The following is a 7,480-nucleotide window of genomic DNA, read 5'->3' on the forward strand; positions in this document are numbered from 1 at the left end:
ATTGGGTATAATGAACCCGAGGGGGCAGGCAGGGCGCAAAAGCAATGCTTAAATTGCTTAAAAGCGCTGCCTGCCCCCTCGAGCTTCACCTTCTATTATAACAGATAGAATCCGCTCGAGCGCAATTTTCTCAAATCCCGATGGAGAACCACCGCTGGTCACGACAAGGGGCGGGGACGGGGAGTCCCCGGTATCCTGTGATAGAGCGGCCCTTAACCCGACACCGTGCCCGTCACCGGAGAACTAGCACTGGCAGAGGATTGGATGGGAATGCGACCTGCCAGATAAGCCAAACGTCCGGCGGACACCGCTTGCGCCATTGCCCGGGCCATTGCCACCGGATTGCGAGCCAAGGCGATCGCGCTATTAATCAGCACCAAATCTGCCCCCATCTCCATTGCCTGCGCCGCCTCCGAAGGCACCCCGATGCCGGCATCCACCACCACCGGAATCTTAGCATTGTCGATAATCAACTGAATATTTGCCGCCGTCGCGATGCCCTGACCGGATCCAATCGGCGACCCCAAAGGCATCACCGTGGCACAACCCACCTCTTCCAAGCGCTTCGCCAATATCGGGTCTGCATTAATATAAGGCAAGACTGCAAACCCTTCTTTCACCAATTGCTCAGCCGCCTGCAGGGTGCCGATGGGATCCGGGAGCAAATATTTCGGATCCGCAATCACCTCTAACTTGACAAAATTATTGTCCTCTTGTCCCAGCAGTTTTGCCATTTCGCGGCCTAATCGTGCTACTCGAATAGCATCCTCAGCAGTTTTACACCCCGCCGTATTGGGCAGCATCCAGATTTTATTCCAGTCGATCGCCTCCGCCAACCCTTCATGGCCCGGTGCATTGGTCTGCACGCGACGCACCGCCACCGTAACGATTTCGCACTCGCTGGCGAGAATGCTCTGCTGCATGTCCGCAATCGAGCGATATCTTCCAGTTCCGGTCATCAAACGAGAGCGAAAGCGGCGATTGGCGATCGTGACCGGCGCATCCAACTCATCTAGAAGGGACAAGGTAGAATTGCCATTTTGCTGCGGGGCGATCGCCGTAGCATGAGTGAGTGAAGGCATAGTAGAGTTCCCAGGAGTAGCAGATGAGGAATAAAAACGCTCTTCGCGAAAGTGTTCCAACAAGGGGTCGAAATTTTGATTGGCGATCGCCTCAGCAATTAAAGAAGCGCTAATTGGTGCCAACAAAATCCCATTGCGATAATGACCCGTTGCCAAGGTTAAATTTTCAATCCGACTCGGACCGAGGATAGGACATTCATCCGGAGTAGCCGGGCGAAATCCCCACCAAAACTCCTCAATTGGGTAATCCTTCAGGGTCGGATAGAGTTTCGTAGCGCGGGACAACAGCGCTTGCATGCCTTCCGGGGTATTTCCCGAAGTAAAGTCCACCGCTTCACTGGTTGCGCCGATAACAATTTGGCCATCGCGACGGGGGACGATATAGGTACTCGGACCATACAACACCCGCTGTAAGCGCGGTTGAGGAGTAGAAGTCCCTTGCGGCACCCGGACCGAGAGCATTTGACCCTTAATCGGAGAAACCGGAATCGGCAATAAATGATTGCTCCAAGCGCCGGTAGCGAGGACGTAATGACCGCCGTGTAACTCCCCGGCGCTGGTTTTCAGGGCGATCGCCTTTCCGCGTCGCTGCACGATCGCCTCCACACTGACCCCTTCGCGCAATTCAATTCCTAACTCTTGCGCCGCTTTTTGCAATGCTTTACCTAAAGCGCGGGTATTCACTTGTCCGTCTTCCGGAAACCACCACCCGCCGATCGCCTCTTCATCCAATCCCGATTGATGCAGATCCAGTTGGTGTTTGTCCAACCAATAGGCGGGACAGTCGGGGGAGGGGTGCGAATTGCCCGGGGGTGGAGCTTCATAAACCGGGGCGATAATCCCCGAGGGCCAATAACCCGGATCGATTCCGCTCAGGTCTTCCAGTTTGCTCGTCCAGTCCGGATAGAGCGCCCGCGATCGCAGGCATAAATCCAGCAAAGGACCCGGGGCGATCGCTTCCGCTTGGGGGGCGAGCATTCCGGCGGCGGCTAAAGTAGCGGCTTCGTCAAACGAGCGCGAACAAACCGTCACCGACAGACCTCTTAATTTTAAATCAATGGCAATGGACAGACCGATAATCCCACCGCCAATAATTACAACGTCACGTGCTGTATTCATCAAAAATAAACGTTTACTGCTAGATGTGGCTGAGCGCGAGTCCAGACAATCCCAAAGATTCCGTTAATTCTCGGCCTCTCGGCGCGAATTTATAGTTAGATCGAGTTCGTCGGGATTGCCGCCCAGGTAAGGGGTGAGTTGAGGAGGGTTGCCCATCTCTGGCGCACTGGGGAACCCATGTTCTCGCCCCAGAGGGGGGAATTTCCCACCCCTGGACCGCCTAGGCGACGGACAAACCATAAAGAAATGCTGACAATTCATCGGCAACCCCACGGCGATCCCCATCGGCGAGAACCCACAGGTGAGTCCCTTCAAGTGGTGCTGTCTTGGGGAGATGGGGCATCTGGCGTCCAGAGAATGCGCTCTCCTTGTCCCCAAAAGCCGTCATATTTTGTAACCTTCAGATCGCCGAGGACTTCGGTTTGGCAAGCCAAACGCAAATTTTTTGCGGGAGAATGAGGAGGGAGCGATCGCCGGGTTTTGTCGCGCCAGTTGGGGGGTGAAACTTCTCCATCCACCGCAACGGCGCAAGTGCCACAAGTACCGATTCCCCGGCAATTGATAAGTTTGGCCTTGCCATTGTACAACTCGATGCCGGCATTGAGTAAAACTTGACGCAGATTGGCACCCTGGTCGCATTCGATGGTTTTTCCGAGCGCTTGTATTGTTGGCATTCGTCTTATTTCCCAACCGTACCTTTATCTATTTTGACATTGGCAGGGCAATGCGATCGCCTCAGAGGCGATGGAGGTTTTCCGCGCCCCATGAATTTCTCGACACTGAAGTATCAACACAGAGGCATTATGACTACAGACAACGCAAATCAAATTTGGATTTACGACACCACCTTGCGAGATGGATCGCAACGGGAAGGGCTTTCTTTGTCGATTGACGATAAATTGCAAATCGCCCATCGGTTGGATAGGATGGGCATTCCATTTATTGAAGGGGGATGGCCCGGTGCCAATCCCAAAGACGTACAATTTTTCTGGCGGGTGAAGGAAGAAGCGCTACAGAATGCGGAAGTGGTGGCGTTTTGCTCCACCCGTCGTCCCGGCATTCCGGCGGCGGAAGATTCCATGTTACAGGCGATTTTGTCTGCCGGTACCCACTGGGTGACGATTTTTGGCAAGTCCTGGGATCTGCATGTTACCGAAGGACTCAACACCACGTTAGAGGAAAATTTGGCGATGATTCGCGACACGATCGCCTATTTGAAAAGTCAGGGGCGCAGAGTGATTTACGATGCGGAACATTGGTTTGATGGGTTCAAGCAAAATCGCGCCTATGCCATGCAGACCCTGGAAACGGCGATCGCTGCAGGTGCCGAGTGGGTGGTATTTTGCGATACCAATGGCGGCACCATGCCCCACGAAATCAGCGAAATCGTCCGATTTGTACTGAACACCGTACAGAAAACCCCGAATGCTTCGTTGCGCTTTGGCATCCACACCCACAATGACTCGGAAACTGCAGTGGCGAATGCCCTCGCGGCGGTAATGGAAGGGGTGGAAATGGTCCAAGGGACGATGAATGGATATGGAGAACGTTGCGGGAATGCGAATTTATGTTCGTTAATTCCGAATCTGCAACTGAAGCTGGGGTATTCCTGCATTGAAGAGGGTCAACTGGCGAAATTGACCGAAACCAGTCGATTTGTCAGCGAAGTGGCAAATTTGGCCCCCGACGAACATGCGGCGTTTGTGGGATTGTCTGCATTTGCTCATAAAGGGGGGATTCACGTTTCTGCAGTGCAGCGCAACCCGGTGACTTACGAGCATATTGACCCGCAACGGGTGGGGAATCTCCGCCGAATCGTGATTTCAGACCAAGCGGGGATGAGTAATGTGTTGGTGAAAGCGCGGAATTTTGGGTTGGATTTGAATAAGCACGATCCTGCCAGTCGGGAAATTTTGCAGCGGTTGAAAGAGTTGGAAAATGAGGGGTATCAGTTTGAGGGGGCAGAGGCGAGTTTTGAGTTGTTGATGCGATCGGCATTGGGCGATCGCCCGCAGTTTTTCCAGATTAAAGGCTTTCACGTTCATTGCGAGCAATTGCAAGGGATGACCAATGCCCTCGCAACGGTAAAACTGGCGGTGAATGGTCAGGATATTTTGGAAGCTGCAGAAGGCAATGGGCCGGTTTCTGCCCTGGATGCGGCATTGCGAAAAGCATTGCTGAATTTTTATCCGGTGTTGGAGCAATTCCAGCTTACGGATTATAAGGTGCGGATTCTCGATGGCGCTGCCGGCACTTCTGCGAAAACTCGGGTGTTGGTGGAGTCGAGTAATGGATCGCGCCGCTGGACTACCGTGGGTGTCTCCACCAATATTATCGATGCATCTTATCAAGCGGTAGTGGAAGGGTTGGAATATGGCTTGATGTTGCAAAATCATCCCGCCCAAGCACCGGTAACGGCTTAGCTTTGCCAGGGGTCTTGCCTTGGGGTGGAAATTCTTTCCCCCAGGGCGTCGGTCCTCACGGGTAGGGTGGGCAACTCGTTGCCCACCCTACAGGTAATTTTGGTAATTTAAAACATTTATTTTGCAACGTTTAAGCAGTTAATTAATCTCGTAAATTTGCGGGTTTACCTAGAATAATACTCGCCTTGAAATCGGAACGATACAGTGGGTAGGGAAATATCGAAATCGAGGTTTTTTCGTCCCGGTTTACCGTTGTAATGGCGTAATTTAGGGTCACTGACAGGATGTAAATCCGGCATTAATGTTGCCCGATCGCTTCGGAACGGCTATTCCGAGGGTCGCACGGCGGGATAACAATCGCTTGACCTGTATCGGCTAAATGTTTTGGGTGTTTTTATGCAATTTAAGTGTTTTAATTGCCGAGGGGTGGGGAACCTGAAAGGTGGCTTTCAGGGAAGGGATGAACATTTCAGGCAAAAACTCTGGGGGTTGGCCGATTGACTTACTTAAGTGATATCATTAAAAAAACTTGAGGAAAGGGTGGAGCATGAGGAGAGACGGAGAGGTTTGCAGGGGGGAGGACAGGTCAATCTCAGGGTTCAGTGGCAAAGCGGAAAGGGAAATTGAGAATAGAAGTTGCGAGGTAGGGGGAGGGAAGGTTTTGGGGGAGCAAACCGTAGGGGAGGGACAGTGGCCGCGATCGCCAAGCCACGGGTTACAAAGGTGAGGTTTGATAAAAAATGAACAAAAACTCACATATTTGCATCTAAGAAAACCAGAATTGTTGTTAACACAGAGAACTGTTGTGATTCCCGAAGAGTTTCTCAAAGCCGTAACCGCCGATCGCGGCGTATCCGAATCGGAAATGGAAGTATTGTCCCAGGCGTTACATGGCTCCTCGATCGCCGCGATCGCCAATCATCTCGGCATTCGCCCAGAAGCGGTCCGCAAACGCCTCGGAGAAGTGTACAAAAAATTTAAAATCGGGGGGGCAGGGCCGGGAAAAATGGCCAAATTGCAGCAGATTCTCGTCAGCGAGTATCAACACTCCCAAGCTGACAACCTCTTCCCCACCGGCGGCACCCACAGCGGATCCCTGGGCAGTCAAGAGCGCTACGACTGGGGCGAGGCACCGGATGTGTCCATTTTTTACGGTCGATCGCGGCCACTGGCAACCCTGCAAAGGTGGATCGTGGAAGAAAACTGCCGGATGGTGGCCATTTTAGGCATGGCAGGCATTGGCAAAACGGCACTTTCGGTGAAATTGGCTCACCAAATTGCCAAAGAATTTGATTGCGTTTTGTGGCGAAGCTTGCGCCATGCGCCACCGCTGAAAGACCTGTTAGATAACTTACTGAAATTTCTCTATTTCCGTCACAGCGGACATCCCCCAAATGTAAACGAGAAAATTTCCCATCTGCTCGAATACTTGCGCCGCTACCGCTGTTTGTTAGTTTTAGATAGTGTGGATGCGGTGGGACAACCCGGAGAATTGGCCGGCCACTATCGCCCCGGGTATGAAGATTATGGGGATTTGTTCAGACGCCTCGGGGAAGAGCCCCATAAAAGTAGCTTGGTGATGACCAGTTTAGACAAACCCACCGAGATTGGATTGCTCGAAGGCAAAACCCTTCCGGTGCGGTCGTTTCAGTTAAAAGACCTTAATCCAGAACAAGCGCGGAAAATTTTGCAAGCCAAAGGGTTGTATGAAAGCAAGGCGTGGGAAACACCGATCGAACTGTATCGGGGGAATCCTTTGCTGCTCAAGATTGCAGCCACTTCAATTCGGGAATTGTTTGATGGGAATACGGCTTTGTTTCTCAAACATGGCACCTTAGTGTTTGGCGAGATTCACGCTTTACTCGATCGCCAGTTTCAGCGCTTGTCTGAGTTAGAAAAGGAAATTCTATACTGGTTGGCGATCTCCCGTCAACCGATTTCCCTGGAACGGTTGCACGAGGATATGTTATTGCCGGTGTCGGTGCAAGAATTGTTGGAGGCGGTGGCGTCTTTGGGGCGGCGATCGCTACTCGAAAAGATTTCGGACAACGAACAAGCGGAGTTTTCGGTGCAACCGGTGGTACTCGAATACGTGACCCAAGAATTCGTGGCCCGGGTGTGTGCGGAATTACACGAAGTTTTTGAAACGAAAAAACCGGAGAAATTTGTGGTATTTCGCTCTCACGCTTTGACCCAACTGGAGGCTAAACCGGAGATTCAAGAAGAACAACAGCGCTGGATTCTCAAGGCGATCGGCGATCGCTTGCGGCGAAGCTTTAAAAGCGACAGTCGCATCGAAGGCTATCTGTCTCAAATCGATACCCTTTTGCAAGGAGAACCCCCCCTGGAAGTGGGCTACGCCAGCCACAATGTAAAGAGTTTGCTCGGGAAAAAGGGCGAACTCCCTGAGCAAGGGTAATACTCCCCATCGCTCAATATAAGGAGTTAACGGACACTCGCCCTCCAAAGCAGTTTAAGTTCTTGAGGGTGAGTGACTCGATGGAAATGGGGAAACTGGGGATGGGGGGTTGGTGATTGGTCCTCGGTGATGGGTCATTTGTGGTTGGCGGGATATTTTATCTGGGTGTGAATCTCGAAACGCGCCACACCCGCAACGCGCCACACTCAGGTGGGGCGAGATAAAATGCGATCGCCAAAGGCGGGGTAAGGTAAATGCATCAAGGGTAGCTTGCTCGATTCAGGTTTTTTTGTGGATTAAAATTTGGGGCAAGTTTGTTTAAATATGGTACGCTATGCCTCGTGATTTAAGTCTAACAGGCAGTCAGGAACCCCATCCCTAAAGGGAGGGGCTTGGTAAGACTTTATTTTCCCAAGCTCACCTGACCAGAAGACCAG

Annotated in this window: 4 protein-coding genes and 1 pseudogene; 2 read left to right on the forward strand and 3 right to left on the reverse strand. The window is 52.0% G+C overall.

What is annotated here, in order from left to right; translation table 11 throughout:
• Window positions 1-212 precede the first annotated feature (212 nt).
• The 3 genes and pseudogenes from LKK83_RS17920 to LKK83_RS17930 form a co-directional block, all read right to left on the reverse strand.
• The gene (locus LKK83_RS17920; protein ID WP_324632633.1) at window positions 213-1,025 is read right to left on the reverse strand and encodes a thiazole synthase; all 813 of its coding nucleotides are present in this window, start codon (window positions 1,023-1,025) and stop codon (window positions 213-215) included.
• Between the two features lie 144 nt (window positions 1,026-1,169).
• Window positions 1,170-2,201: pseudogene (gene thiO / locus LKK83_RS17925) on the reverse strand (glycine oxidase ThiO); the annotation flags it as partial.
• Between the two features lie 311 nt (window positions 2,202-2,512).
• Complete coding sequence (locus LKK83_RS17930; RefSeq protein ID WP_324632630.1) at window positions 2,513-2,875, reverse strand: 2Fe-2S iron-sulfur cluster-binding protein; 363 nt, start codon at window positions 2,873-2,875, stop codon at window positions 2,513-2,515.
• A 129-nt stretch (window positions 2,876-3,004) separates the two neighbouring features.
• Here LKK83_RS17930 and cimA point away from each other — a divergent pair, with 129 nt between their 5' ends.
• Both cimA and LKK83_RS17940 read left to right on the forward strand, forming a co-directional pair.
• On the forward strand, window positions 3,005-4,624 hold the full coding sequence (cimA, locus tag LKK83_RS17935) for a citramalate synthase (RefSeq protein ID WP_324632631.1): 1,620 nt from the start codon (window positions 3,005-3,007) through the stop codon (window positions 4,622-4,624).
• 805 nt (window positions 4,625-5,429) lie between these two features.
• The gene (locus LKK83_RS17940; protein WP_324632632.1) at window positions 5,430-7,043 is read left to right on the forward strand and encodes an NB-ARC domain-containing protein; all 1,614 of its coding nucleotides are present in this window, start codon (window positions 5,430-5,432) and stop codon (window positions 7,041-7,043) included.
• The last annotated feature ends 437 nt before the right edge of the window (window positions 7,044-7,480 follow it).

The sequence above is a fragment of the Phormidium sp. CCY1219 genome (assembly GCF_035615515.1).
Lineage (GTDB): Bacteria > Cyanobacteriota > Cyanobacteriia > Cyanobacteriales > Laspinemataceae > CCY1219.